This window comes from Mesorhizobium sp. WSM4311 (assembly GCF_002295115.1).
GTDB lineage: Bacteria > Pseudomonadota > Alphaproteobacteria > Rhizobiales > Rhizobiaceae > Mesorhizobium.
On record NZ_NSFV01000016.1, the window covers coordinates 71,007 to 96,583 of the forward strand.

General features: G+C 62.7%; 29 protein-coding genes. 16 read left to right on the forward strand and 13 right to left on the reverse strand.

What is annotated here, in order from left to right:
• Positions 1-15 precede the first annotated feature (15 nt).
• The 6 genes from CK226_RS29330 to CK226_RS29355 all read right to left on the reverse strand — a co-directional run bounded on the left by CK226_RS29330 (position 16) and on the right by CK226_RS29355 (position 5,952).
• Positions 16-486 carry a GNAT family N-acetyltransferase gene (locus CK226_RS29330; RefSeq protein WP_095793716.1) on the reverse strand — a complete coding sequence of 157 codons (471 nt, stop codon included), beginning with the start codon at positions 484-486 and terminating at the stop codon, positions 16-18.
• Positions 487-520: 34 nt separating this feature from the next.
• Positions 521-3,442: an excinuclease ABC subunit UvrA gene (gene uvrA, locus CK226_RS29335; protein WP_095793717.1), complete on the reverse strand. Its 2,922-nt coding sequence runs from the start codon at positions 3,440-3,442 to the stop codon at positions 521-523.
• A gap of 700 nt (positions 3,443-4,142) precedes the next feature.
• Complete coding sequence (locus CK226_RS29340; protein ID WP_245437880.1) at positions 4,143-4,403, reverse strand: hypothetical protein; 261 nt, start codon at positions 4,401-4,403, stop codon at positions 4,143-4,145.
• A gap of 121 nt (positions 4,404-4,524) precedes the next feature.
• Positions 4,525-5,130, reverse strand: coding sequence for an ATP-dependent Clp protease proteolytic subunit (locus CK226_RS29345; protein WP_095775382.1), 606 nt, complete (start codon positions 5,128-5,130; stop codon positions 4,525-4,527).
• Positions 5,131-5,152: 22 nt separating this feature from the next.
• Positions 5,153-5,623: an SRPBCC domain-containing protein gene (locus CK226_RS29350; RefSeq protein ID WP_245437881.1), complete on the reverse strand. Its 471-nt coding sequence runs from the start codon at positions 5,621-5,623 to the stop codon at positions 5,153-5,155.
• Between the two features lie 14 nt (positions 5,624-5,637).
• A complete protein-coding gene (locus CK226_RS29355) occupies positions 5,638-5,952 on the reverse strand; it encodes a metalloregulator ArsR/SmtB family transcription factor (protein WP_010909628.1) in 315 nt (104 codons plus the stop codon).
• Between the two features lie 226 nt (positions 5,953-6,178).
• Here CK226_RS29355 and CK226_RS29360 point away from each other — a divergent pair, with 226 nt between their 5' ends.
• Both CK226_RS29360 and CK226_RS29365 read left to right on the forward strand, forming a co-directional pair.
• The gene (locus tag CK226_RS29360) at positions 6,179-6,697 is read left to right on the forward strand and encodes a single-stranded DNA-binding protein (protein WP_064985641.1); all 519 of its coding nucleotides are present in this window, start codon (positions 6,179-6,181) and stop codon (positions 6,695-6,697) included.
• A 129-nt stretch (positions 6,698-6,826) separates the two neighbouring features.
• Complete coding sequence (locus CK226_RS29365; RefSeq protein WP_095793719.1) at positions 6,827-7,252, forward strand: OsmC family protein; 426 nt, start codon at positions 6,827-6,829, stop codon at positions 7,250-7,252.
• Positions 7,253-7,278: 26 nt separating this feature from the next.
• Here the strand turns inward: CK226_RS29365 and CK226_RS29370 are convergent, their stop codons facing one another.
• The 3 genes from CK226_RS29370 to CK226_RS29380 form a co-directional block, all read right to left on the reverse strand.
• Positions 7,279-7,908: a MarC family protein gene (locus CK226_RS29370; RefSeq protein WP_095775385.1), complete on the reverse strand. Its 630-nt coding sequence runs from the start codon at positions 7,906-7,908 to the stop codon at positions 7,279-7,281.
• Positions 7,909-8,009: 101 nt separating this feature from the next.
• Complete coding sequence (locus CK226_RS29375; RefSeq protein WP_095789741.1) at positions 8,010-8,387, reverse strand: VOC family protein; 378 nt, start codon at positions 8,385-8,387, stop codon at positions 8,010-8,012.
• A 32-nt stretch (positions 8,388-8,419) separates the two neighbouring features.
• A complete protein-coding gene (locus CK226_RS29380) occupies positions 8,420-8,950 on the reverse strand; it encodes a hypothetical protein (protein WP_095793720.1) in 531 nt (176 codons plus the stop codon).
• Positions 8,951-9,035: 85 nt separating this feature from the next.
• Here CK226_RS29380 and CK226_RS29385 point away from each other — a divergent pair, with 85 nt between their 5' ends.
• Positions 9,036-9,920, forward strand: a complete 885-nt coding sequence (locus CK226_RS29385) for an AraC family transcriptional regulator (RefSeq protein WP_245437882.1) — start codon at positions 9,036-9,038, stop codon at positions 9,918-9,920.
• Here the strand turns inward: CK226_RS29385 and CK226_RS29390 are convergent.
• Positions 9,884-10,507, reverse strand: a complete 624-nt coding sequence (locus tag CK226_RS29390) for a ParB-like protein (RefSeq protein ID WP_095793721.1) — start codon at positions 10,505-10,507, stop codon at positions 9,884-9,886. The genes CK226_RS29385 and CK226_RS29390 overlap by 37 nt on opposite strands.
• The gene (locus CK226_RS29395) at positions 10,504-12,207 is read right to left on the reverse strand and encodes a SulP family inorganic anion transporter (protein WP_095775439.1); all 1,704 of its coding nucleotides are present in this window, start codon (positions 12,205-12,207) and stop codon (positions 10,504-10,506) included. Before CK226_RS29395 ends, CK226_RS29390 begins: the two co-directional genes overlap by 4 nt.
• Before the next feature lie 210 nt (positions 12,208-12,417).
• Between CK226_RS29395 and gyrA the strand changes: the two genes are divergently transcribed.
• Positions 12,418-15,219 (forward strand): DNA gyrase subunit A, encoded by a 2,802-nt coding sequence (gene gyrA / locus CK226_RS29400; protein ID WP_095793722.1) that lies wholly within the window; start codon positions 12,418-12,420, stop codon positions 15,217-15,219.
• Positions 15,220-15,286: 67 nt separating this feature from the next.
• Here gyrA and CK226_RS29405 read toward each other — a convergent pair whose 3' ends face one another.
• Positions 15,287-15,439 carry a hypothetical protein gene (locus tag CK226_RS29405; protein ID WP_019858284.1) on the reverse strand — a complete coding sequence of 51 codons (153 nt, stop codon included), beginning with the start codon at positions 15,437-15,439 and terminating at the stop codon, positions 15,287-15,289.
• A 195-nt stretch (positions 15,440-15,634) separates the two neighbouring features.
• Here CK226_RS29405 and coaD point away from each other — a divergent pair, with 195 nt between their 5' ends.
• From coaD to tgt, 7 genes are read left to right on the forward strand one after another with little or no spacing between them, the layout of a single operon-like run.
• Positions 15,635-16,135 carry a pantetheine-phosphate adenylyltransferase gene (gene coaD / locus CK226_RS29410; RefSeq protein ID WP_095775389.1) on the forward strand — a complete coding sequence of 167 codons (501 nt, stop codon included), beginning with the start codon at positions 15,635-15,637 and terminating at the stop codon, positions 16,133-16,135.
• 17 nt (positions 16,136-16,152) lie between these two features.
• Positions 16,153-16,740, forward strand: a complete 588-nt coding sequence (locus tag CK226_RS29415; protein ID WP_095789706.1) for a peptidylprolyl isomerase — start codon at positions 16,153-16,155, stop codon at positions 16,738-16,740.
• 28 nt (positions 16,741-16,768) lie between these two features.
• Positions 16,769-17,281: a peptidylprolyl isomerase gene (locus CK226_RS29420; protein ID WP_095775391.1), complete on the forward strand. Its 513-nt coding sequence runs from the start codon at positions 16,769-16,771 to the stop codon at positions 17,279-17,281.
• A 12-nt stretch (positions 17,282-17,293) separates the two neighbouring features.
• Positions 17,294-17,743: a DMT family transporter gene (locus CK226_RS29425; RefSeq protein WP_095775392.1), complete on the forward strand. Its 450-nt coding sequence runs from the start codon at positions 17,294-17,296 to the stop codon at positions 17,741-17,743.
• Positions 17,743-18,828: a tRNA preQ1(34) S-adenosylmethionine ribosyltransferase-isomerase QueA gene (queA, locus tag CK226_RS29430; RefSeq protein WP_095793723.1), complete on the forward strand. Its 1,086-nt coding sequence runs from the start codon at positions 17,743-17,745 to the stop codon at positions 18,826-18,828. The genes CK226_RS29425 and queA overlap by 1 nt, the downstream gene beginning before the upstream one ends.
• Positions 18,821-19,090, forward strand: a complete 270-nt coding sequence (locus CK226_RS29435; RefSeq protein ID WP_095793724.1) for a hypothetical protein — start codon at positions 18,821-18,823, stop codon at positions 19,088-19,090. The genes queA and CK226_RS29435 overlap by 8 nt, the downstream gene beginning before the upstream one ends.
• A complete protein-coding gene (tgt, locus tag CK226_RS29440) occupies positions 19,083-20,213 on the forward strand; it encodes a tRNA guanosine(34) transglycosylase Tgt (protein ID WP_095793725.1) in 1,131 nt (376 codons plus the stop codon). Before CK226_RS29435 ends, tgt begins: the two co-directional genes overlap by 8 nt.
• Before the next feature lie 62 nt (positions 20,214-20,275).
• On the opposite strand, the gene CK226_RS29445 is transcribed toward tgt, so the two are convergent.
• Positions 20,276-20,695 carry a DUF4864 domain-containing protein gene (locus CK226_RS29445; RefSeq protein WP_095775396.1) on the reverse strand — a complete coding sequence of 140 codons (420 nt, stop codon included), beginning with the start codon at positions 20,693-20,695 and terminating at the stop codon, positions 20,276-20,278.
• Positions 20,696-20,948: 253 nt separating this feature from the next.
• Here CK226_RS29445 and CK226_RS29450 point away from each other — a divergent pair, with 253 nt between their 5' ends.
• The 5 genes from CK226_RS29450 to CK226_RS29470 all read left to right on the forward strand — a co-directional run bounded on the left by CK226_RS29450 (position 20,949) and on the right by CK226_RS29470 (position 25,411).
• Complete coding sequence (locus tag CK226_RS29450; RefSeq protein WP_010909609.1) at positions 20,949-21,185, forward strand: Lrp/AsnC family transcriptional regulator; 237 nt, start codon at positions 20,949-20,951, stop codon at positions 21,183-21,185.
• Between the two features lie 170 nt (positions 21,186-21,355).
• A complete protein-coding gene (locus CK226_RS29455) occupies positions 21,356-22,768 on the forward strand; it encodes a circularly permuted type 2 ATP-grasp protein (RefSeq protein WP_179301152.1) in 1,413 nt (470 codons plus the stop codon).
• A 139-nt stretch (positions 22,769-22,907) separates the two neighbouring features.
• A complete protein-coding gene (locus CK226_RS29460; RefSeq protein ID WP_095775397.1) occupies positions 22,908-23,849 on the forward strand; it encodes an alpha-E domain-containing protein in 942 nt (313 codons plus the stop codon).
• 7 nt (positions 23,850-23,856) lie between these two features.
• A complete protein-coding gene (locus tag CK226_RS29465; RefSeq protein ID WP_095793727.1) occupies positions 23,857-24,648 on the forward strand; it encodes a transglutaminase family protein in 792 nt (263 codons plus the stop codon).
• Positions 24,649-24,679: 31 nt separating this feature from the next.
• Positions 24,680-25,411 (forward strand): peptidase, encoded by a 732-nt coding sequence (locus tag CK226_RS29470; protein ID WP_010909605.1) that lies wholly within the window; start codon positions 24,680-24,682, stop codon positions 25,409-25,411.
• The last annotated feature ends 166 nt before the right edge of the window (positions 25,412-25,577 follow it).

A 25,577-nucleotide genomic window follows, 5' to 3' on the forward strand; every position in this document is an offset into this window, starting at 1 on the left:
GCCGCGTTCAGAAAATCAGGCCGTCGTGGTCTCGTCGACCGGCTTTGCCATGTCGACAAGCACCCATCCTGGCTGGTAGGGGTTGGGCCGGCGACCCGTTTCGCGATAGCCGTAAGCGAGATAGAGCGCGATGTTCCGCTCCATTTTCGCATTGGTGTAGAGCCGTATCTCCGGCAGGCGCCACTGGCGCGTCTGCTCGTCGGCGTGTTTTAGCAATGCGATACCGAACCCCTTGCCCTGGAAGGCGGGCGACACCGCGATGGAGAAGATCATGGCGTGATCCGCATGCCGCTCCAGTGTGAGCACTCCGGCAGGTTCGCCGCCGCTCTCCAGCAGCCAGACCTCGGCGTTCGCGATGCGCGGCGCGTAGTCTTCGGTCACCGGGATCGGCGGTGCGTCGAGCATGGCGTTGTAGGGGGCGTAGGCGGCTTGCGTCAGCGAAACGACTGTTTGGATATCACCGGCAAGCGCTCTTCTGATTGTCATCCAAACACTCTCCAGGCGCCAACCGGTCCGCCGATCACTCCGCCGCTTCGCGCTTGCCTCCGGGGCGCCGCTCCAGCAGTTCCTTGAGGAACTGCCCGGTGTAGCTGCGCTTCTCGCGCACGATCGCTTCCGGTGTGCCCTGGGCAACCAGTTCACCGCCGCCGTCGCCGCCTTCGGGGCCGAGGTCGAGCACCCAGTCGGCGGTTTTGATCACTTCGAGATTGTGCTCGATGACCACCACCGTGTTGCCCTGGTCAACCAGTTCGTGCAGCACTTCCAAGAGTTTGGCGACGTCGTGGAAATGCAGGCCAGTGGTCGGCTCGTCGAGGATGTAGAGCGTCTTGCCTGTTGCCTTGCGCGACAGTTCCTTGGCGAGCTTGATGCGCTGCGCCTCGCCGCCGGACAGTGTCGTCGCCTGCTGGCCGATATGGATGTAGCCGAGGCCGACCTGCTTCAGCGTATCGAGCTTGTCGCGCACGCCCGGCACGGCGGCGAAGAAGTCGACGCCTTCCTCGACGGTCATGTCGAGCACGTCGGCGATCGACTTGCCCTTGAACAGGACGTCGAGCGTCTCCCTGTTGTAGCGCTTGCCGTGGCAGACGTCGCAGGTGACGTAGACGTCAGGCAAAAAGTGCATCTCGATCTTGATGACGCCGTCGCCCTGGCAGGCCTCGCAGCGGCCACCCTTGACGTTGAACGAGAAGCGTCCCGGCTGGTAGCCGCGCGCCTTGGCCTCGGGCAGGCCGGCGAACCAGTCGCGGATCGGCGTGAAGGCGCCGGTATAGGTGGCGGGGTTCGAACGCGGGGTCCGTCCAATGGGCGACTGGTCGATGTCGATGACCTTGTCGAGGAATTCCAGGCCCTCGATGCGGTCATGCTCGGCCGGATGCTCGCGCGAGCCCATGATGCGGCGCGAGGCTGCCTTGAACAGCGTCTCGATCAGGAAGGTCGACTTGCCGCCGCCCGATACGCCGGTGACGGCGGTGAAGGTGCCGAGCGGGATTTCGGCAGTGACGTTCTTCAGATTGTTGCCGCGCGCGCCGACGATTTTCAGGCGCCGGTTCTTTTTCGCCTCGCGCCGGACCCCGGGGGTGGCTACTTCAAGCGCGCCCGACAGGTATTTGCCGGTGATCGAGTTGGGATTGGCCATCACTTGCTGCGGCGTGCCCTGGGCGATGATCTCGCCGCCATGGATGCCGGCGGCCGGACCCATGTCGACGACATAGTCGGCATGCAGGATGGCATCCTCGTCATGTTCGACGACGATGACGGTGTTGCCGATGTCGCGAAGGTGCTTGAGCGTATCGAGCAGGCGCGTGTTGTCGCGCTGGTGCAGGCCGATCGACGGCTCGTCCAGCACGTAAAGCACGCCCGTGAGCCCCGAGCCGATCTGCGACGCTAAGCGGATGCGCTGGCTCTCGCCGCCCGACAGCGTGCCCGAATTGCGCGACAATGTCAGATAATCGAGCCCGACATCGTTGAGGAAGCGCAGCCGCTCGCGGATTTCCTTCAGCACGCGCACCGCGATCTCGTTCTGCTTGTCGTTGAGCTGCGCAGGCAGGTCGGTGAACCATTTGTCGGCGTTGCGGATCGACTGTTCCGTGACTTCGCCGATGTGCTTGCCGCCGATCTTAACCGCCAGCGCTTCCGGCTTCAGCCGATAACCTTTGCAGACGGGGCAGGGCGTCGCCGACATGAAGCGCTCGATCTCCTCGCGCATCCAGGCGGATTCGGTTTCCTTCCAGCGCCGTTCGAGATTGGGGATGACGCCTTCGAAGGTCTTGGTCGTCTTGTAGGAGCGCAGGCCGTCATCATACTGGAAGGTGACTTCGCGCTCGCCGGTGCCGCGCAGGATCGCGTCCTGGGCCTCGGCGCTCAAATCCTTGAACTTGTCGCCGAGCTTGAAGCCGTAGGCCTTGCCTAAGGCCTCAAGCGTCTGCACGTAATAGGGCGAGGTCGACTTCGCCCATGGGCTGACGGCGCCGTCGCGCAGCGACACGTTTTCGTCGGGCACGACGAGATTGGGGTCGATGGCGCGCTGGCTGCCGAGACCGTCGCAGGTCGGGCAGGCGCCGAACGGGTTGTTGAACGAGAACAGCCGCGGCTCGATTTCGGGAATGGTGAAGCCGGACACTGGGCAGGCGAATTTTTCCGAGAACAGGATGCGCTCATGCGTCTCGTTCTTCGATTTGTTGACCGAATCCTCGCCGGTCTGGCTGGAATCGAGCGGCCTGTCGGCGAACTCGGCCACCGCCAGCCCCTCGGCGAGCTTCAGCGCCGTCTCGATGGAGTCGGCAAGACGCGTGGCCAGATCGCCGCGTACGACGATACGGTCGACGACGACGTCGATGTCGTGCTTGTATTTCTTATCGAGCGCCGGAACATCGGATATCTCATAGAAGACACCGTCGACCTTGACGCGCTGAAAACCCTTCTTCTGCAGCTCCAGCAGTTCCTTGCGGTACTCGCCCTTGCGGCCGCGCACGATCGGCGCCAGCAGGAACAGGCGCGTGCCTTCCTCCAGCGCCAGCACCCGGTCGACCATCTGGCTGACCGTCTGGCTCTCGATCGGCAGGCCGGTGGCCGGCGAATAAGGTACGCCGACACGCGCGAACAGCAGGCGCATATAGTCGTAGATCTCGGTGACGGTGCCGACCGTCGAGCGCGGGTTCTTCGAGGTAGTCTTCTGCTCGATCGAGATGGCAGGCGACAGGCCGTCGATCTGGTCGACGTCGGGCTTCTGCATCATCTCGAGGAATTGCCGGGCATAGGCCGACAGGCTCTCGACATAGCGGCGCTGGCCTTCGGCATAGATGGTGTCGAAGGCCAGCGACGATTTGCCGGAACCAGACAGGCCGGTCATGACGATCAGGCTGTCACGCGGCAGGTCGAGATCGACATTCTTCAGATTGTGTTCGCGCGCCCCGCGAATGGAAAGGAATTTATGGTCGGCCATCGCCGGTCGCCGCCTCAGATCTGGAATTCGTGGGATTGGCGGGATTGTCCCAGCCATCCCCTATGTAGGTGTTTTTGCCGCCACGTCGAGAGACGCCACAATTCCCGACAAAGTCGTTTAACCGTCTTTCGCGCGAAGGGGCAAGCAGAAAGAACAAAGGCCGAACACGCTCCTGACAAAGCTGTGTAGAAACCTGACCTGTACGTAACCTCCCGGCGATCACAATTTTCCGTAACCGGCTATTGAAGGTTGACGTGGCCGGCTCACGGGGGCAGTCTCCCGGGGTCAGCGAAGCCGGCCGTCTTTCGATGGCCTCGCCGCCCCAAGGCGGCCTGCGAGACGCCGCAGGCATTTGCGATTTGCGCTTCGCTACGACAATGTCGCAACGGACACAGGAGCGGAGCATGACGCCACCGGACAGTCCCCAAGGGCTCCACGCCTCGTTGGAGCCGCGGCAGGCATAAGTGCCAGGGTTTAGCGTTTGCGCCACCCGACAAACCGTGACTTGCCGTATCCCCAAAATCAGAGACCGCTAGTCGGATCGTCGGCTGACGCCGCGTAGCATCCGAAATCAAACGCCGGCAGTACACTCCCGGCAAAATTTGGATTTGAGATCCAGAAAAGCCCCGTCCGTTTGCCTAGGGCACGGCGGGGCTGTTCTTTTGACGACATGGCTGCACCGGCCCCAGCGGAGGGCTGCTCACCTCGGCGGCTTAAACCCGCCCGTGGCCATATCGACCGTGATGGTGCCGGAAATCCTGACATCGGTATCGCCGATTTTGAACGTGCCGTTGCCGTTGCTGGGGAACGCATCGTCGGGTTCCGGCCGGGGACCCGGCTTGGCGATGCGATAATCACCGTTCACACCGGGCAGTGCGCGTTTCTGTGCCTGCGGTGCGCTGTCGCCGGCGAGGGCCATACCGCTCGCGAGGCTGGCAAAAGTGAGCACCGCTGCGACCATGAGGCGATGCGACGTCCTGGGCGAATGAGTGTCGATCATCCCGGGATTATAGGGACCAGCCGCTCCCGGAACCAGAGCGGTGTCGTCAAATCATCGACAGCGGGCAGAAATCCGAGCTGGTTCACGCCGCCTTTTTGCGCGTGTCGAACACATGGTCGACAATGCCCCATGCCTGGGCCTCGCGGGCGGTCATGAAATGGTCGCGGTCGAGCGTGCGTTCGACCTCCTCATAGCTGCGGCCGCAATGCTGGGCGTAGAGTTCGGCCATATGGCGTTTGGTCTTGCCGATCCGCTCGGCATGGCGCTGGATGTCGGAAGCCTGGCCCTGGAAGCCGCCCAGCGGCTGATGCAGCAGAATGGTGGCGTTGGGCAGCGCGATGCGGCGCCCCGGCGTGCCCGCCATCAGCAGGAACGAACCCATCGAGGCGGCAAACCCCATGCACACGGTCGATACCGGGCAACTGACATACTGCATCGTGTCGTAGATGGCGAACCCGCTGGTCACCACGCCGCCCGGCGAGTTGATGTAGAGCGATATCTCCTTGTCGGGATTGTCTGACTCCAATGACAAAAGCTGCGCGCAGACCAGCGCCGAGACGTCGTCGTTGATCTCGCCATTGATGAAGATGATGCGCTCGCGCAGCAGCCGCGAGAAAATGTCGAAGGCGCGTTCGCCGCGGCTCGATTGCTCGATCACCATCGGCACCAGACTGGCAAGACCGCTCATTTTTCGTCTCCGATTTCCGTGTTCAGGCTGCAAGCAGCAGGGTGTTCGGTATGTTCGCGGCGACAGGCTTTGCGCGCCCGTCCACTCCAAGCGAGAGCCGGCAGCCGGCGCCCGCCGTGGCGACGGCGGGCATCGCTTTCCCTGCAAAACCGTCATGGACGATGCGCAGATGCGTGCCGCCGGAAACGGTGCGGGCGAGTGTGAAGGTAACGACACTGTCGAGCGGATCCCCGGCGTCGCCCGGCTGCTCTCGCCAGGAATAGCGCAGCAGGCGCTCCGGCTCGGCGTCGAGGATTTCGCATTCGATGGCAGCTTCGGTCCCGGCGAAGGCAAAACGATTGCCGATTTCCGGCCTGATGTCGTTCGGCATCATCCATGCGGCGAGCAATTCCGGCACTGTCAGCGCCCGCCACACTTTTTCCGGCGGTTCGGCAAGGTCGTATTCGAACTCGAGCACATCCGGGGAGGCTTCGCCCTGGGTCTTGGCGTTCATCGATCCCAAATCCTTCATTGATCCATGTCCTTCAAAACCGTCTTGAGCCTTTCGATCCGCTCCGGCCAGAAGGTCCGGTAGCGTTCGATCCAGGAGAGCAAGGGGGCGAGCCCCTGCGGATCGGCACGATAGTAGGCGTTGCGTCCGGCCCGCCGCTCGACCACGAGGCCGGCGCCGCGCAGCACCGCCAGATGCTGCGACACTGCCGGCTGCGACACCGTCAGGCCGCTGCGCAATTCGGACACGCTCATTTCAGCTGCGGCGAGGCGCTCGAAGACGGCGCGGCGCGTCGGGTCAGCCAAAGCGCGGAAAATCTCTGCTTCGATCATGACAAAAGCATAAGTCGATACTTATTGATTTGGCAAGCGCTGTTTTGAAACCCATATGTCAGGCTCAGGCACTGTTGCCATTCCTTGACAATCAGCGGCAGTGCATATAGGAACGAAAAGGGAACAAAAACCTTGTGGGAAAAGCCAGCCTTAGCAGGCGGCTGACGTCCGCAGCCTGTAAGGTGCTGCGACAAAAATTTGTTTCGGATGAGCGCGGAGAAAAATCATGGCGGGTAGCGTCAATAAGGTCATTCTGGTCGGCAATCTCGGCGCGGACCCTGAAATCCGCCGCCTGAACTCTGGCGAGCCGGTCGTCAACATCCGTATCGCCACGTCGGAAAGCTGGCGCGACAAGAATTCCGGCGAGCGCAAGGAAAAGACCGAGTGGCACAATGTCGTCATCTTCAATGAGGGCATCGCCAAGGTGGCCGAGCAGTATCTGAAGAAGGGCATGAAGGTCTATGTCGAGGGCCAGCTGCAGACGCGCAAATGGCAGGACCAGACCGGCGCCGACAAGTACACGACGGAAGTCGTGCTGCAGCGATTCCGCGGCGAACTGCAGATGCTCGACGGGCGCCAGGGTGAGGGCGGGCAGGTCGGCGGTTATTCCGGCGGCGGCAGCAGCCGCGGTTCCGATTTCGGCCAGTCCAGCCCGAACGAGAGCTTCAACCGTGGCGGCGGCGCCCCCAGGGGCGGCGGTGGCGGCGGTTCGTCGCGCGAACTGGACGACGAGATCCCGTTCTGATCGAAAGCAACATCAGACGGCTGATGTCGCGTGATCGATGCCCCGAGGGTCCTGCATGGACTTTCGGGGTTTTGCATTGTTGATTTGGCCTGACAGCAGGCGCGGCCAAAGGACTGAAAGGACAAAGCGGTGAAGGCACGGATAAAATGGATCGAAGAGCGCACCTTCGTCGGCGAGTCCGGCAGCGGCCACAAGCTGGTGCTGGGAACGGCACCCGGCCCTGAAGGCAAGACGCCAGGCCCGAGCCCGATGGAACTGGTGCTGATCGGCACCGGCGGCTGCTCGGCCTATGATGTCGTGCATATACTGGAAAAGGGTCGCGAGGCGGTCGAGGACTGCGTCGTCGAACTCGACGCCGATCGCGCCGAGACCGACCCGAAGGTGTTCACCCGCATCCACATGCATTTCATCGTCAAGGGCCGCGCGCTGTCGCCCGACAAGGTTCAGCGGGCGATCAATCTTTCGATCGAAAAATACTGTTCGGCCTCCGCCATGATGGCCAAGACGGCCACGATCACGCATGATTTCGAAGTCATCGACACCACCGCAAAGTAGGGCAGTGGGGCAGTAGGGACTGCCGTTCACCCCGCCATCAGCGCCTTGATGCCGTCGGCCACGAATTGCACGGCCAGTGCGGCCAGGATGACGCCGAGCAGGCGGGTCAGGATCGAGCGGCCGGTCTGGCCGAGGATGCGGTCGATGCGTTCCGACAGCACGAACACCAGATAGGTGATGGCGAGGCAGACGAGGATGATGCCGACAAGTGCTGCCTGCGCGGCAAAGCCCTGAAACGAGCCGGAGAGCAGCACCGTCGCCGAAATCGCGCCGGGGCCGGCGATCAGCGGGATCGCCAGCGGGAAGGCGGCGATGTTGTGGATCATGTCCTTGGTGATGGCGACGTCGCCGATCTTCTCCTTGCGGTCCTGTCGCCGCTCGAAGACCATCTCGAAGGCGATGAAGAACAGCAGGAAACCGCCGGCGACGCGGAAGGCCGGCAGCGTGATGCCGAACACCGACAGGATCGAGGCGCCGGCCACAGCGAACAGCGCCATCACCAGGAAGCCGATGACCGAGGCGCGGACCGACACCTGCTGGCGCTCCTCGCGGTTCATGCCGCGCGTCACGGCGAGGAACAGTGGCGCCAGGCCGGGCGGATCGATGGTCACGAGAATGGTGACGAAGGCATTGAACAGGCTGTCGAAACTCGGCATCGCTGACCCTCCCGCCGGGCCGAGCCCGTACCATGCCATTGGTAGAGCAAAGCCTGGTCGGTGGAAACTGTCAGGACCGCGAAACCACGGCTCTCGACGGGTCAGCCGGCAGCGCCGCAATAGGCCTCGAGGCGATAACCATCCGGGTCGATAACAAAGGCGGCGTAATAATTGTCGCCGTAGTCGGCGCGCGGGCCCGGCGCGCCATTGTCGCTGCCGTCTTCGCGCAAGGCAGCGGCATGGAAGGCATCGACGCTGTCGCGTGTCGGCGCGGCGAAGCAGAAATGCAGGCCTGATTTTTCGTTCGCCGGAACCGGCCGCGCTGCCTCGTTGACCCATAGCGCGACGCTTTCGGCGCCATAGCCGAGCGAACCCGGTGACTGGCTGAGGCAGGTGTAGCCGAGCGGCTTCAGCGCTGCGTCATAGAAGCGCTTGGAGGTGTTGGCGTCGCGAACACCGATCGAGATATGATCGAACATCGTTTTCTCCATTGTTACAAAGTGTTGCGGCGTCAGGCTGTTGTCGCTCGCCGTGCAAGGAACTCGACTTCGAGCCGCCATGTCGCGCCATTGTCGTGCGAGCGCTCGCCGAGCCAGCGGAAGCTGTCTTCGGTGATCCGCGAAAAGCTCCAGCGCACCGAGGAGCCGGTGCCGTCGGCACCGACCTGCACGATCGTATCACCTTTGGCGCGGCCGAGCTGGCGGCTGAAATACTGATTGCGCGGATCGCTCCAGAAAATGTGCCAGGCGTCCGCGCCGGGATCATAGACCCGCAGCGTCGTGCCGCAGAACGTCCACTTGCCGAGCGACGGCGAGGGGCCAGCATTACGCGCGGGCAGGATCCAGACGTCCTGGATGGCGCGGCCTTCGAGCACCCAGCCGAAATGCACCTCGCCACGTCCGGTCAGCACGGTGCCATCCTCGAGGTGGCGTGAGGCATCGAAAGTCCAGGCGCCGACGAAGCGGCCATAAAGGTTCAGTTCTTCGGCGAGCCCGTCGATTGGTCCGGGACTGTGCAGGGCTTCGGCAAAGGGGTCGAACATGGCTGCGGCCTCTTTCTGTCAGGAGACCGGGAGGAATAGGCGCTGACGGGGTTCTGGGCTTGGGAAAAATTGCTATATTTCGGCCATGACAGCGACGACCCGCACTCTCGCATCCGGACCCGGCTGGCACGTGGCGGATGTGATCTGCACGGCCGGCGCGGGCGACCGGCCGTTCGAGGAAGCCCATCAGGATTTCTGTGTTGCAGCGGTCACCGGCGGCACGTTCCGCTACCGCGCGCAGCAAGGCACCGCCATGCTGGCGCCAGGCGCGCTGCTGCTCGGCAATTCCGGCACATGCTATGAATGCGGACACGAACACGGCAGCGGCGACCGCTGTCTCTCGTTCCATTTCAAGCCTGCCTACATGGAACGGATTGTCGCCGGTTTGCCGGGCGCGAGCACGCTTGCCTTCGATGCGCCGCGCCTGCCGCCCTTGCCGGCCTTGGCGCCGCTGCTGGCCGAGGCGGAAGCCGCGCGGGGGACGGGCGACAGCGAGGCCTTCGAGGAACTCGGTGTGCGCATCGCTGCTGCGGCTGTGGCCACGATTTCCGGCGCTACGTCCATCAGGCGCGGACCAAGCCGTCGCGATCAGAAACGGGTGGCCGAAGCCGTGCGGCGGATCGAACTGGATGCCGACGGGCCGGTTTCGCTGTCTGCGCTGGCGGAAGAGACGGCGACCAGCCCGTATCATTTCCTGCGTATTTTCCGGCAGGTTGCCGGCATGACGCCCTACCAGTTCCTGCTCAAGATCCGTCTCCACCGTGCGGCATTGCGACTGCGCCTGTCGGATGATGCGATCTCGGCGATCGCCTTCGACGCCGGCTTCAACGACCTGTCGACGTTCAATCGCCGCTTTCGACGCATCATGGGCGAGACGCCAGGCGATTATCGAGCCCGCCAGTCAAACGGCATCGCGCCTCGGCCGAAGCAGGCTCAATCCGAGGTCGGGCCGCACCAGCCCGGCAGATAGTCCGCGTCCTTGCCCTTGGCCAGGCTAAGTGCCTCTTTCATCGCCTTGTCGAAGTTCTTCGCAACCGCGTTGCGATCGATGCGCCGACGAAGGAAATCCGCCCAGATGAATTCGCTGAACGGCGTCGTGTCCTTGGCAAAGCCGCCCATCCGGCGCAGTTCGCCCGCCATGCTCCGGTAAGGATCGTCAATCAGTTCGCCGATTGTCTTCGGAATGGCCGAGTAATCGCGGCGCCGGCCGCTCTCATCGAACGGGTGCATCCAGCCTCTGTTATCGAGCACGAAAAGAAACGTGTCCTTGTCGAGCGCGGACAGGTCGCTGATCACGGCCACAAGCACGTCCTTGACGCCTTCCTCGAGCAGGGCGCGGGCGAGGTGATGGTGATCGGTGACGTAGCTGCGATTTTTGGGACCCAATACGACCGGCACCATGTGTTTGCCGAGAAAAGCGCCGGTCTTCTTCTTGGCGTCCTGCTCCCGGATCATCTGGCGCTTCAACGCAACTTCTCTCATGCCCACCGTTATCTGCGTCGGCCTCAGTCCCTCGACGGGAACCGGCGTCACAATGGGTTCTCGCGGGTCGATCATGACACTCCATCCTGTCCTTGCTGGTGCTGTTTTCCCGGACCAAGTGATTTGATCGCCGCGTCGACGCTGTGGAATATGCGCTGCGGTCCGACCATTTCAGCGATGCCGAACCGCGCCAGCGCCGCCTGGGCGCGCAGCGATTCCAGCCGCGCTATGGCAAAGACCGCGCCCGCCTTGCGGCAATGAAGGATGGTGTCGATCAGGGCCTGCGCGGCGGTGTAGTCGATCTCGACGATGTTGCTGGCCTCCAGCACGACCAGTTTCACGGTTTCGTCCCTGGCATCGACAAGGTCGCAAACGCCGCGCTTGAAGCGATCGGCATTGACGAAGGACAGTGGCGCCTGGAAGGCCGCGACCAGCACGCCCGGGAGTTGTTCGCCAGCGCTGGGCTTGGCCGGAGGCCACCAGACGGACGTGCCCGGCACCTGTTCGAGTTCGATCGGCTCCGTGCGCGTCGCGCTCCATATGCCATGCAGCAGCGACAGGCCGATGCCCACCGCCACGCCGGTTGCGATCGGCAACACCACGATTGCCGCCATGGTGACCAGGATCAACACGAATTCGACCGGCGCCTGCCGATAGACGCTGGCGAGCACCTTCCAGCGCAATATGTGCTGGGCAACGAACATCAGGACGCCGGCAAGGGCTGCCTGCGGAACATTGGCGAGCAGACCGCCGCCAAAGGCACCGAGCGCCAGCACGATGGCCGCGGCAATGAGGCCGGACAGTTGCGAGCGGCCACCCGACTGGGAGACGATGGCCGTGCGCGGCGGGCTGGCATTGACGGCAAAGGCGCCGAACAGGCCCGACAAAATGCCGCCGGCGCCGACGCCGATGAAATCGCGGTTGACGTCGGGTGCGTCGTCCTGCTGCGAGGCAAAGGACCGCGAGGTGGCGGCCGTCTGCACCATGACGACAATGGCGATCAGCAGCGCCAGTGGCACCAGCGCCTGGATATCGTCGAGGCTGGCCTCCGGCAGGTCGGCTCGCGGCAGGCCGTTTGGCAAGGCGCCTAGCACCTCGACGCCGCGATCCCCGAGGCCGAAGACGACGACCGCAAGCGTGGCAAGCACCATGCCGATCAAGGCGCCGGGGATGCGGGCGCTGATCCGTTCCGAACAGAACACGATGGCGAACACGCCGAGGCCGAGCCCTAGGCTCCAGGGATTGGTGAGATGGAGATTGCCGCCGATCTCGCCGATACGCCGCAACGTTTCTCCACTCTCGGCCGGCAGGCCAAGCAGCCCGGGCATCTGCGAGACGATGATATGGACGGCGATGCCCGCCAGAAACCCTGTGGTGACCGGCACGGACAGGAGATCGGCGATCCAGCCGAGGCGAAAGACGCCGCTCAAGGATACGATCAGCCCCACCATCAACGCCAGCATGGCTGCCAGTGCCAGATAATGCGGCGAGCCGGATGTGGCGAGCAGCGCCAGGCTGCCGGCGAACAGCGGCGTGATGGTCGAATCCGCGCCAACCGAGAGGTGACGATTGGCGCCGAACAGGGCAAACGCCACCGAACCGGCGACAAAAGCGAAAAAACCAATCTCGGGAGCAAAACCTCCGAGCCGGGCCGTTGCCATCTGCTCGGGAATGGCGATCGCGGCCAATGTCAGGCCGGCGATCAGATCACCATTGAGATCCCGGAACTGCCAGCCACTCAGCGCCTGCAAAGGCAGCCGCCGGCGCCAATTCATGGCGCTTGCGGCTTTCGCTTGGGAAAGTTGGTCCATTGCCGGCTTTTGCCTTGTGGCGGCGAAAAGCGTCATGGCCATATCGTCGCAATCAGCGGTATCCTTTTGAAATTACCACCAAAAATGACACTGGAAAAGTGCCGCGAACATTGGAGTTTCGGCCTTGCTTCCTATATAAGCGGTCAGTGATTCCTGATTAGATTGTGATCCGATTTGACCGACCAAAAGACACCGCGCGGCGCCGACGGCGGCCCCACCGGCATCGAGCCGATCTCCATCATCGAGGAGATGCAGAGCTCCTATCTTTCTTACGCCATGAGCGTGATCGTCAGCCGTGCGCTGCCGGATGTGCGCGACGGCCTGAAGCCCGTGCATCGCCGCATTCTCTATGCGGCGCATGAGAGCGGCTACCACTGGAACCGCAAATATGTGAAGTCGGCCCGCCCGGTCGCCGACGTGATGGGTAAATACCATCCGCATGGCGACGCCTCGATCTATGACGCCTTGGTGCGCATGGCGCAGGACTGGTCGCTGCGCGTGCCGCTGATCGACGGGCAGGGCAATTTCGGCTCGATCGACGGCGACCCGCCGGCGGCGATGCGCTACACCGAATCGCGGCTGACCAAGGTCGCGCATGAGCTGCTGGAGGACATCGACAAGGACACCGTCGATTTCCAGGAGACTTATGATGCCTCGGACACCGAACCGAAGGTTCTGCCGGCGCGCTTTCCCAATCTGCTGGTCAACGGCTCCGGCGGCATCGCCGTCGGCATGGCCACCAACATCCCGCCGCACAATCTGGGCGAAGTCTGCAACGGTGCCATCGCCATCATCGACAATCCGGCGATCGACCTGCCGGCGCTGATGGAGATCATTCCTGGGCCCGATTTCCCGACCGGCGGCATCGTGCTTGGCCGCTCCGGCATCTACAGCGCCTATTCGACGGGCCGTGGCTCGATCGTCATGCGCGGCAAGGTCAACATCGAACAGCGCGGCAATGACCGTGAATCGATCATCATCACCGAGGTTCCCTACCAGGTGAACAAGGCCTCGATGATCGAGAAGATGGCCGAGCTGGTGCGCGACAAGCGCATCGAAGGCATTTCCGACATCCGCGATGAAAGCGACCGCCAGGGTTATCGCGTCGTCATCGAGCTGAAGCGCGACGCCGTCGCCGACGTCATCCTCAACCAGCTTTACCGCTTCACGCCGCTGCAGACCTCGTTCGGCGCCAATATGGTGGCGCTGAATGGCGGCAAGCCAGAACTGCTGACGCTGACCGACATGCTGAAGGCGTTCGTCTCCTTCCGCGAAGAGGTCATCACAAGACGGACGAAATTCTTGCTGCGCAAGGCGCGCGACCGCGCCCATGTGTTGGTCGGCCTTGCCATCGCCGTCGCCAATATCGACGAGGTCATCAAGCTGATCCGCACCGCGCCGGACCCGCAGACGGCGCGCGAGCAGTTGATGGAACGGCGTTGGCCCGCGGGTGATGTCGAGTCGCTGATCCTTTTGATCGACGATCCGCGCCATCGCATCAACGAGGACGGCACCTACAATCTGTCCGAGGAACAGGCCCGCGCCATCCTCGAACTGCGCCTGCAGCGGCTGACCGCGCTCGGCCGCGACGAGATCGCCGACGAGTTGAACACGATCGGCGCCGAAATCGTTGATTATCTGGACATTTTGTCGTCCCGGGCGCGTGTCCAGCAGATCGTCAAGGACGAGCTTGCGGCCGTGCGCGACGAGTTCGGCACGCCACGCCGCACCGAACTCACCGACGGCGGCGCGGACATGGAAGACGAGGACCTGATCCAGCGCGAGGACATGGTCGTGACGGTGAGCCATTCCGGCTACATCAAGCGCGTGCCGCTTTCGCTCTACCGGGCGCAGCGCCGCGGCGGCAAGGGCCGCTCGGGCATGTCGACCAAGGAAGAGGATTTCGTCACCCGGCTGTTCGTGGCCAACACGCACACGCCGGTGCTGTTCTTCTCTTCACGCGGCATCGTCTACAAGGAAAAGGTCTGGCGGCTGCCGATCGGCAACCCGCAGTCACGCGGCAAGGCACTGATCAACATGCTGCCGCTCGAGCAGGGCGAGCGCATCACCACCATCATGCCGCTGCCCGAGGACGAGACCAGCTGGGGCGAACTCGACGTGATGTTCGCCACCACGCGCGGCACCGTGCGCCGCAACAAGCTGTCCGATTTCGTGCAGGTCAACCGCAACGGCAAGATCGCCATGAAGCTGGAGGAGGAGGGCGACGAGATACTCGGCGTCGAAACCTGCACCGACAATGACGACGTGCTTTTGACCGCCAGTTCCGGCCAGTGCATCCGCTTCTCCGTCGGCGACGTGCGCGTCTTCCAGAGCCGCAACTCGGTCGGCGTGCGCGGCATCACCATGGCCGAGACGGACCGCATCATCTCGATGTCGGTGATCGAGAATGTGGACGCGTCGCCGGCAGAGCGTGCCGCATATCTCAAGCGCGCAGCGGCCGAGCGCCGCCTTGCCGCTGGCGCCAGCGGCGAGGAGGAAGAGATTGCGCTGACCAATGAGGAGATCGGCGAGGAGGCCGAGCTTTCAGACGAACGCTATGAGTTCCTCAAGGCGCATGAGCAGTATGTGCTGACGGTGACCGAATATGGCTACGGCAAGCGTTCGTCGTCCTACGATTTCCGCCTGACTGGCCGCGGCGGCAAGGGCATCCGCGCCACCGACGTGTCGAAGACGGCTGAAATCGGCCGGCTGGTGGCGACCTTCCCGGTCGGCAACGATGATCAGATCATGCTGGTGTCGGATGGCGGCACGGTTATCCGGGTGCCGGTCAATGGCATCCGTTTCGCCAGCCGCGCCACCAAGGGCGTGACCATCTTCAATACCGCCGAGGGTGAGAAGGTGGTTTCGGTCGAGCGGATTTCCGAGCCGCAATCGGACGAGGAAAGCGAAGAGATCATCGAGGGCGGCGCTGGGTCTGCTCCAGAGGCTGATGCCGGTCCGAACAGCGGCGAGTAAATCCTGGGCCTGCTTTTGACATAGCAACGCCGGCCCAACGGCCGGCGCGGCAGCAAGTCCAGACGGCTTAGTAGTGACGATACGGCTTGCGGGGGCCGAAACCTTCGAAGCGCTTGGTGGTTGCCTTGACGCGAATGCGTTGCGCCTCCTGATGCAGCCCGAATACGGTGGCGATCAGCATGGCGACTGTCATTGCGGTGGCGAGCATGTAGATCAGCATTTGCGTGTTCTCCTGCGCCTTACAACGGATAGATGGGATTTTGGTTTCATCTTATTAAGGTGCAACCTAGTGAACGCTGCGTGAAGGCTTCGTGATCAGCGTGTTCATCTGTCGTTCATGTGCCGGAAAAGGTTCATGGGCTCGCGCGCCGATCGGATTTGCCTTTGCGAGAGAGGCTCGCTAGAAGCACCTGCCATGACTGAACGCATCGCCCTTTACGCCGGCTCCTTCGACCCGCTGACCAACGGCCATCTCGATGTGCTGAAAGCGTCGCTGGCGGTGGCCGACATCGTCTATGCCGCGATCGGCATTCATCCGGGCAAGAAGCCGTTGTTTTCCTTCGAGGAGCGGGTGCAACTCATCGAAGCCGCCACGAAGGCCGAATTCGGCCGCGACGGCGCTCGCATCAAGGTCGTTGCCTTCGACGGGCTGGTGATCGATGCCGCCAGGAAGCAGGGCGCCTCGATCATGATCCGCGGCCTGCGCGACGGCACCGATCTCGATTACGAAATGCAGATGGCCGGCATGAACGAAACCATGGCGCCCGAGCTGCAGACGGTCTTTCTGCCCGCCAGCCCGTCCGTGCGCACCATTACCGCCACACTTGTGCGCCAGATAGCCTCGATGGGCGGCGACATCCGCGCCTTCGTGCCGGCGGCTGTTGCTGGCGCGCTCACCGCAAAATTCGCGAAATAAGCCCGGAGAAAATCCTCATGCAGCTCAAAAGGCTCGCCTCGTTCCTCGTCGTGCTTGCCGGTCTTGTGACCGCCTCGGTCTCGGCCTATGCCGCCGATCCCGAAAACACCATGATCATCACGCTGAAGGACGGCGACGTGACCATCGCGTTGCGGCCCGATCTGGCGCCCAAGCATGTCGCGCAGATCAAGAAGCTCGTGCGTGACCATGCCTATGACAATGTCGCTTTCCACCGCGTCATCGACGGCTTCATGGCGCAGACCGGCGACGTCAAGTTCGGCAACATGAAGAAGGGATTCAACTCCCAGGCCGTCGGCACCGGCGGTTCGGACCTGCCTGACCTGCCGGCCGAATTCTCGCAGACCGAGCACTATAAGCGCGGCGTGGTCGGCATGGCCCGCTCGCAAGATCCGAACTCCGCCAATTCGCAATTCTTCATCATGTTCGCGCCGGCGCCGCCGCTCGACGGCCAGTACACCATCGTCGGCAATGTCGTCGGCGGCATGGAGCTGGTGGACCACATCAAGAAGGGTGACGAGGCGGACAATGGTACGGTCTCCGACCCCGACCGGATGATCAAGGTGCGCATCGCCGCCGACAAGTAATTTCTGTTTTCTCAAAAGGATATCTGACATGGCCGAAATCAAGGACCGCGAGAACGCGCTCATCATGGAAACGACCAAGGGTAAGGTCGTGATCGAACTTTTCCCCGATCTGGCCCCCGGCCATGTCGCCCGCATCAAGGAACTGGCCAGGGAAGGCGCCTATGACGGCGTGGTCTTCCACCGCGTCATCGACGGCTTCATGGCGCAGACCGGCGACGTGAAGTTCGGCAATTCCTCGAAACCCACCTTCGCGCCGTCGCGCGCGGGCATGGGCGGCTCGGACAAGCCGGACCTTAAGGCTGAGTTCTCCAACGCCAACCATGGCCGCGGCACCTGCTCGATGGCCCGTTCACAAAATCCGAACTCGGCCAATTCGCAGTTCTTCATCTGCTTCGACGATGCCGCCTTCCTCAACCGCCAGTACACGGTCTGGGGTCAGGTCATCGAAGGCATGGACAATGTCGACAAGATCAAGCGCGGCGAACCGGTGGTCGATCCCGACAAGATCGTGACGCTGAAGGTCGCGGCCGACGTCAAGTAAGGCGAAACGACAATGATGGGCGTCGTCTGGTCGCTTCTCGGCATCCTGTCCGGCGCCTTCATTGCCATTCAGGCACCGATCAATTCGCAGCTTGCGCGCGGCCTGGGTCTCCCGGTCGCGGCGGCAGCGTTTTCGTTCCTGTCGGGCGCCATCGTGCTCGGCATCATCGCGGCCACGGTGGTGAAGCTGCAAGGCATTTCGCTCGAATGGAAGGCGCCGGCACCCTGGCTTTTCGTCGCCGGCGGCATGCTCGGCGGCTTCTATGTCACGCTCTCCACAATCCTGACGCCGCGCATCGGCGCCGCCGCCCTGATGGCGTTCCTGGTGGCCGGCCAGCTGCTCGCCGGCATGCTCATCGACCGCATCGGCTTCCTAGGTGTCGCGGTGCGTGAAATCTCGCTCGGCCGCGTCGCCGGCGCGGTGCTGCTGCTGGTCGGAGCGCTGCTAGTCCGGCTCTACTGATGCGCGTCGATCTCTTCGACTTCGACCTGCCGGAGGAGCGGATCGCGCTTCGCCCGGCGGAGCCGCGCGACAGCGCCAAGATGCTGGTGGTCAAACCGGGCGAGGCGCTCGGCGACCGCACAGTCAGCGACCTGCCATCCCTGCTCAGGGCCGGCGACGTGCTGGTGTTCAACGATACCAAGGTCATTCCGGCGCAGCTCAAAGGCATAAGGCGCCGCGGCGAAGCCCAGGCGCAGGTCGAGGCCACGCTGCATATGCGCGTGGCGCCGGATCGCTGGCTCGCCTTCATGCGGCCGGGCAAGCGCATTGCCGCCGGCGACCGCATCCATTTCGGCCATGACGGCAATTCCTGCTTCCTCGGCCAACTCGATGCCACGGTGATAGAGAAGGGCGAGGGCGGCGAAGCCTTGCTTGGCTTCGACCTGTCGGGGCCGTTCCTCGACGAGGCGCTGCACGCCGTCGGCCACATTCCGCTGCCGCCCTATATCGCTTCCAAACGCGACGACGACGAGCGCGACCGGGCCGACTACCAGACAATCTATGCTCGGGAGGAAGGCGCTGTCGCGGCGCCCACGGCGGGCCTGCATTTCACACCGGAGCTGTTTGCGGCTCTCGACGCCAAAGGGGTCGAGCGCCACTTCGTCACTCTCCACGTTGGTGCGGGCACGTTCCTGCCGGTCAAGGCAGACGACACCGCCGACCACAAGATGCATGCCGAGATCGGCTCAGTCAGCGCGGCAACCGCCGATGCGCTGAACGCGGCCAAGGCAAGAGGCGGGCGCATCGTCGCGGTCGGCACGACCTCGCTGCGCCTGCTGGAGAGCGCGGCGCGCGAAGACGGGACGGTGCCCGCGTGGTCCGGGCCGACGGATATCTTCATCACGCCCGGCTACCGCTTTCGCACCGCGGACATGCTGATGACCAATTTCCATCTGCCGCGCTCGACGCTGTTCATGCTGGTTTCGGCCTTCAGCGGCCTCGACACGATGCGCGCGGCCTATGCGCATGCGATTGCCAACCGCTACAGGTTCTACTCCTATGGTGACGCAAGCCTGCTGTATCGAGCGGAGACGAGCGATGGATGATGACCTGGAAACCCTCGGTCGCGATGCCCTGATCGCCGAGGTGAAGAAACTGCGCGCCGGCATTCGCGCTCATCGCGACACGTCAGGCCATGATCTCTGCTGGCATCACCCCGATCTGTGGGATCTGCTGCCGGAAAAGACCGAGCCGTCGATCGCGGTGCCGCCCTGGCCCAAATTCATGCGCGGCTGCATCCAATACCGCCAGTCGCTCGGCAGACAGGCGCCTGACGCGCCGATCCACGACAAGGAATTCAATGGCTAAGCCGTTCAGCTTCAAGGTCCTTGCCACCGACGGCAAGGCCCGGCGCGGTGTCATCGCCATGCCGCGCGGCGAAATCCGCACGCCTGCCTTCATGCCGGTCGGCACCGGCGGCACCGTCAAGACCATGTATATGGACCAGGTGCGCGGCGTCGGCGCCGACATCATCCTGGGCAACACCTATCACCTGATGCTGCGGCCCGGCGCCGAGCGTGTCGCGCGGCTTGGCGGATTGCATGAATTCGCGCGCTGGCCGCATCCGATCCTGACCGACAGCGGCGGCTTCCAGGTGATGTCGTTGTCGAAGCTCAGGAAACTGACCGAAAAGGGCGTCACGTTCCGCTCGCATATCGATGGCGCGCCCTATGAAATGTCGCCGGAGCGTTCGATCGAGATCCAGGGCCTGCTCGATTCCGACATCCAGATGCAGCTCGACGAATGCACGGCGCTGCCGGCCGACCTGAAGGAGATCGAGCGCGCCATGGAATTGTCGCTGCGCTGGGCCGAGCGCTGCAAGACGGCGTTCGGCGACCAACCGGGCAAGGCGATGTTCGGCATAGTGCAGGGCGGCGACAATGCGGCACTTCGGGCGCGCTCGGCGCAGGCGCTGAGCGCGATGGAGCTGAAGGGTTATGCGGTTGGCGGCCTGGCGGTCGGCGAGCCGCAAGCGGTGATGCTGGAAATGCTCGACATCACCTGTCCCGAACTGCCCGCGGACAAGCCACGCTATCTCATGGGTGTCGGCACGCCAGACGATATCCTGAAATCGGTGGCGCGCGGCATCGATATGTTCGACTGCGTGATGCCGACGCGGGCCGGCCGGCACGGCCTGGCCTACACCAGGCGAGGCAAGGTCAATCTGCGCAACGCCCGCCATGCCGACGATCCGCGCCCGCTGGACGAGGAAAGCGATTGTCCCGCGGCGCGCGATTATTCGCGCGCCTATCTGCATCATCTGGTGCGCTCCCAGGAGGCACTGGGCGCCATGCTGTTGACCTGGAACAACCTGTCCTACTATCAGAAGCTGATGCAGGACATTCGCGACGCGATCGAGACCGGCAGCTTCGAAGCGCGTGGGGCCGAGATCAAAGAGGGTTGGGCGAGGGGCGATATTCCCGTCCTATAGAGCATGATCCCGAAAAGTGGAGACCGGTTTTCGGAAAAGATAATGCTCGAACAAGAAAGTCCTCACGTGCTCAGCGAGTTGGATGCGCGCAGGCTGCAGCCGGTGATCTGGAACGTGCCGTCGGGTTGCTGCTGCAGCGTATAGACCGCCTCATAATCCTTGCCGTCGGGGCCGACGATCAGCACCTGCTGGATAATCGAGCCCGGACCCGTCTGCTCGACCTTGCCGAAGGCATAGGACTGTGGCCTGCGCACCGGCGGGTAGCCATTGGTCACCATGTTCATGAAGGCGTCGACGGTCGGGAACACCTGCTTCACATTCGGGGCGGCGAAGCTGTAGGCCTTGGCGCCGTCATCGGCCAGCAACGCCTTCAACTGACCGTCGATGACGACCTGGCCTGCCTTGATTTCGGCATCGCCGGCAAAGGCCGAGGATGTGAAGAGGAATGGAATGACTGCGAATGCGAAAAAAGCGCGGCGCATGGCCTGTCTCCGTTGTCCCTCGGAATGGTCCCTCAAAAATAATGTCCGATGACGCACGATAACATACGCTCGGCGGTGCATCCCGGTTTCACCGATTGCGAATATTCGCCACCGGAATGTCCTGCCGGTTGCCGGGCTACGCGAGGCCGTGGCCAGGGTCCGTGCCGGCCAAGTGCGGATTCCAGTGCTTGAAAGGCCGCCTCCAGTCTGCCAGAAGGGCCGCTTGGACTTGGACGTTTAGCGGGACGAAGCCATGAAGGCGTTTTTCGTGCAGATCAAATGCGAGTTGGGCAAATCCTATGAGGTTGCCAGCGCGCTTGCCGATGCCGAGATCGCTTCGGAAATCTATTCCACCGCCGGCAATTACGACCTGCTCGCCAAATTCTATGTCGATGACGAGGAAGATGTCGGCCATTTCGTCAACGAGAAGGTGCAGATTCTCCCCGGCATCAAGGACACGTTCACGGTCGTCACCTTCCGCGCCTTCTAGCCGGGAAGGCATTTGCCCGGGCACGAGGCAAAGCCTGATCAAGGTCGTATTTCGACTGCCTCAATTTTAGGCAGCCGCAACATACTGATCGTCCGCATCTCCCAAATCACCGATTGCGCTTGATTTTCTTCGGCGACGCCAGTGAAATGGCGTCACAGGGGAGTATGCGATTGGCAGCGTTCGATGAAATGCTTCCGGAAGTTTCCGGATTGAGAAGACCGTATTCGGCTTATGATCGCTGGCTGAAGGAACAGGATCCAGCCAGACTTACCGAGAAGATGCAGGACGCCGAACGCGTCTTCCGCAAGACCGGCATCACCTTCGCCGTCTATGGCGAGCAGGAAGCCTCCGAGCGGCTGATCCCCTTCGACATCGTTCCGCGCATCATTTCAGGCAATGAGTGGCGGCGCCTGACGCAAGGCATCGAGCAGCGCGTGCAGGCGCTGAACGCCTTCCTCGACGACATTTACCATCGCCAGGAGATCCTGCGTGCAGGCCGCGTTCCCAGGGACCTGATCGCCAAGAACGAGGCGTTCCTGCGGGAGATGATCGGGGTGCGGCCGCCGGCCGGCGTCTACACCCACATCATCGGCGTCGATATCGTGCGCATCAGCGAGGACGAGTTCTACGTGCTGGAGGACAATGCCCGCACCCCGTCCGGTGTCTCCTACATGCTGGAGAACCGCGAGACGATGATGCAGCTGTTCCCCGAGCTGTTCCAGAAGATCAAGGTGCGGCCGGTGGAGAACTACCCGCAGCTGCTGCGCCAGTCGCTGGCGGCGGTTCGGCCGCAAAGCACCAAGGGCGCGCCGACCATCGCCGTGCTGACGCCCGGCAGCTTCAATTCCGCCTATTTCGAACATGCCTTCCTTGCCGACCAGATGGGCGTGCAACTGGTCGAGGGCCAGGATCTGCGCGTCGTCGACGGCCATGTGGCGATGCGCACGACCGAGGGCTACAAGCAAATCGACGTGCTCTACCGCCGCGTCGACGATTCCTTCCTGGACCCGCTGACCTTCCGGCCGGATTCGGCCCTCGGCATACCCGGCATCATGGATGTCTATCGCGCCGGCAACATCACCATCGCCAACGCACCGGGAACCGGTATCGCCGACGACAAGGCGATCTATTCCTACATGCCCGAGATCGTCGAATTCTATACCGGCCGCAAGGCGATCCTCGGCAACATCCCGACCTGGCGCTGTTCGGAGGCGGACAGCCTGAAATATGTGCTCGAGCACATCCACGAACTGGTGATCAAGGAAGTACACGGCTCCGGCGGCTACGGCATGCTCGTCGGACCGGCGGCGACCAAGAAAGAGTGCGAAGCCTTCGCCAAGAAACTGGCGGCGAAGCCTTCCAACTATATCGCCCAACCGACGCTGGCGCTGTCGACCTGCCCGATCCTGACCGACAAGGGACTGGCGCCGCGCCACGTCGACCTCAGGCCCTACGTGCTGGTTTCCGACCGCATCCAGATCGTGCCCGGCGGCCTGACGCGCGTGGCGTTGAAGGAGGGCTCTCTGGTCGTGAACTCGTCGCAGGGCGGCGGAACGAAAGATACCTGGGTGTTGGATGATTGAGATGAGATGAGTGAGTAGGGAATAGTCGGTAGTGAGTAGTCAGCAGTAGAGGAGAAGCGCATGCCATATTCCATTGAAATTCAACTATTTACTACTGACTACTCACCATTCCCTACTCACTAGCCCAAAGGGCCTTCCTATGCTTCTCGGCCGCACCGCCAACGGGCTCTACTGGATGAACCGCTATATCGAGCGGGCCGAAAACATGGCGCGGCTGGTCGATGCCGGCCTGCGCATGGCGCTGACCCGCACGCAAAGCGCGTCGGAGGAATGGAATTCGGTGCTGCTCAGCGCCGGCTCCGACGTGGCCTTCAAGCAGAAGTATTCGGACTATACGGCCGCCGATGTCGCTGATTTCCTTTTGCGCGACACCTCGAACCCGTCGAGCACCATGTCGTCGATCGAGACGGCCCGCAACAATGCCCGCATGGTGCGCACCGCGCTGACGCGCGAGACCTGGGAAAGCATCAACGAAGCCTGGATGTCGCTGAAGCGGATGCTGGCGAGGCCAATCGACGAGCGCGACCTGCCAAACGTCCTCGACGCCATCAAGCGCGAGACGGCGCTGATCCGCGGCTCGTTCTACGGCACCATGCTGCGCAACGAGATTTTCGACTTCTCGCAGCTCGGCACCTATGTCGAGCGCGCCGACAACACGGCGCGCATCCTCGACGTGAAATATTACGTGCTGCTGCCGTCGATCTCCTGGGTTGGTTCGACGCTCGACAACTATCAATGGGAATCGATCCTGCGCTCGGTGTCGGCGCACCGCTCCTACCGTTGGGTCTATGATGCGGACTACAAGCCGACCAACATCGCCGACTACCTGATCCTCAACGTCCGCATGCCGCGTTCATTGACCTTCTGCTACCGCTTCCTGTCCGAACATCTGAAGTTCCTGAGCGACGATTACGGCGAGCGCCACGCCTGCCACGCGACGGCGGAAAAAACGCAAGCCATGCTGAGGGCCGGGTCGATCAAGGATATATTCGACGCGGGTCTGCACGAGTTCCTCGCCGGGTTCATTCGCGACAACACCCGGCTCGGCGACGAGATCGCGCAGGATTACCGGTTTTATTGAGGACCTCGTGCGGCTCAAGATCACCCACCGGACCGAATACCGCTACGACGCGCCGGTGCAATATCTGCTGCAGCGGCTGCGGCTGCTTCCGGTCAGCGGACAGACACAGACGGTGCTGTCCTGGGCGCTGAAGGTCGAAGGCGCGCGCGAGGAAGTGCGGTTTACCGATCACTACGGCAACGACACAAGGCTGTTGAGTGTCGAGGGTGACCGAGATTTCATCACGGTCGAGGCGTCCGGCGAGGTGGCGACGCGCGACACGTCAGGCGTTTGCGGGTCGCATCAGGGCTTTGCGCCGCTGTGGCTGTTCGCGCAGGAAACGCCCTTGACCACCATCGGCGGCGGCATCCGCAAGCTGGCCGAAGCGGTCGGCACGGGCACCGACATCGAACGGCTGCACCGGCTGATGGCCATGATCGGCGAGCGCGTCGCCTACACGCCAGGCACAACCAATGCGACCACACCGGCCGAAGCGGCGTTGGCGCTGAAGACCGGGGTTTGCCAGGACCATAGCCATATCTTTGCCGCCGCCGCGCGCGCCATGGGATTTCCGTCGCGCTACGTCTCCGGCTATCTGATGATGGATGCTGTCGAGCAGGCGGCAAGCCATGCCTGGGCTGAAGCGCATGTTCCGGGTCTCGGCTGGGTTGCCTTCGACCCAGCCAATGGTATTTCTCCCGACGAGCGTTATGTGAAGGTGGCGACCGGCCGCGACTACCGCGACGCCTCGCCGGTGTCGGGAATTCGACTGGGACAGGCGGAAGAACGGCTTGCGGTCACCGTCACGGTAGAGCAGTAATCCCGCAAGGATTAGTGCCAGAAGAGATTCCATGACCTATTGCGTCGGCCTGAAGATCGATCGCGGGCTCGTGTTCATGTCGGACACGCGCACCAATGCCGGCATGGATTCGATCTCGACCTTCAAGAAGATGCATGTCTGGGAACAGCCGGGTGAGCGCGTCATCGTCCTGATGTCGGCCGGCAATCTGGCGACGACGCAGGCCGTGGTCAGCCTGCTCGACGAACGCACCAAGGCGGTGACCGACCGCCACGAGAAATTGCTCGAGACACCATCCATGTACCAGACGGTGCGATTGGTGGGCGACACGGTGAAAGAAGTGATCGCGCAATCGTCTCCCGCCGGCGAGAAGGCCGATTCCTATTTCAACGCCTCCTTCATCCTCGGCGGGCAGATCTTGGGCAGTCCGCCGCGGCTGTTCATGATCTATCCCGAGGGCAATTTCATCGAATCGACCGACGACACGCCGTTCTTCCAGATCGGCGAGACCAAATACGGCAAGCCGATTATCATCCGCGCCTATGAGCGGACGATGAGCCTGGCCGAGACGGTGAAGCTGCTGCTGGTGTCGTTCGATTCGACACTCAAGTCCAACCTGTCGGTCGGCTTGCCGCTCGACCTGCTGTTCCTGGAGAAGGACGCCTTCAAGGTCGGCCTGAAGAAGCGGATCGCTCAGGACGATCAGTATTACCGCACCATCTCCGACGGCTGGTCGAATGCGCTGAAGAGCGCTTTTGCCAGCCTGCCGGATTTTCCGGGGTGATGCATGCCGCCCAAAAAGTGGCCCCGGTTTAGGGGGAACGACATGCGCAATGGATCTAAAGCTCATCGCTTGGATCCTATCAAGCGATGCGCTTTAGGGCGCTTGCCGTAGCGCCAGCGCTTGCATCTATTTCACATGTTAATTATTGATGGAATTTGAGAGCCGG